The sequence below is a fragment of the Vibrio sp. OPT46 genome (genome assembly GCF_015163535.1).
In the GTDB taxonomy this organism is placed as follows: domain Bacteria; phylum Pseudomonadota; class Gammaproteobacteria; order Enterobacterales; family Vibrionaceae; genus Vibrio; species Vibrio alginolyticus.
The window spans coordinates 4,083-4,421 of the sequence record NZ_JADDYG010000490.1 but is presented as its reverse complement, the minus strand read 5'-3'; the positions used below and the strand labels follow the sequence as shown (position 1 = coordinate 4,421).

At 39.8% G+C, this 339-nt stretch carries 1 protein-coding gene; it reads left to right on the top strand.

Going from position 1 to position 339, the window contains the following annotated elements:
- Nucleotides 1-339 (top strand): hypothetical protein (locus IQR33_RS33815; RefSeq protein WP_228014039.1); only part of this gene is annotated, 339 nt, incomplete at both ends.

Sequence of the window (339 nt, the reverse complement as noted above, 5' to 3'; positions counted from 1 at the left end):
AAATCGTACAGAAAGAACTTAAACTAATCTTCCCAGAGCCGCCTAGATTTGTTGTGTCTAATTTGAGAGCATTTGGCGGCATAATCTCAGAGTTTACCCCTGATGTATTGATTGATGCCGTTTCAGTTAGCGCCCAAAATTTTGTGTTTCCTCAGGAAGAACGCTTACTTTCTCACTTCTTTTTTGCTCATAAACAAAGTGTTTCTCATGTTCTTAAATATGCGGTTTTAGGAAAGCAAGGAGTAGCGGGTGTCATCGGACTTCCTTTGCAGTATTGCCTCGATAATAAACTACACAGAATCCAAGACCTATCACTGTTTTCTAAGAAGCACGACCTAT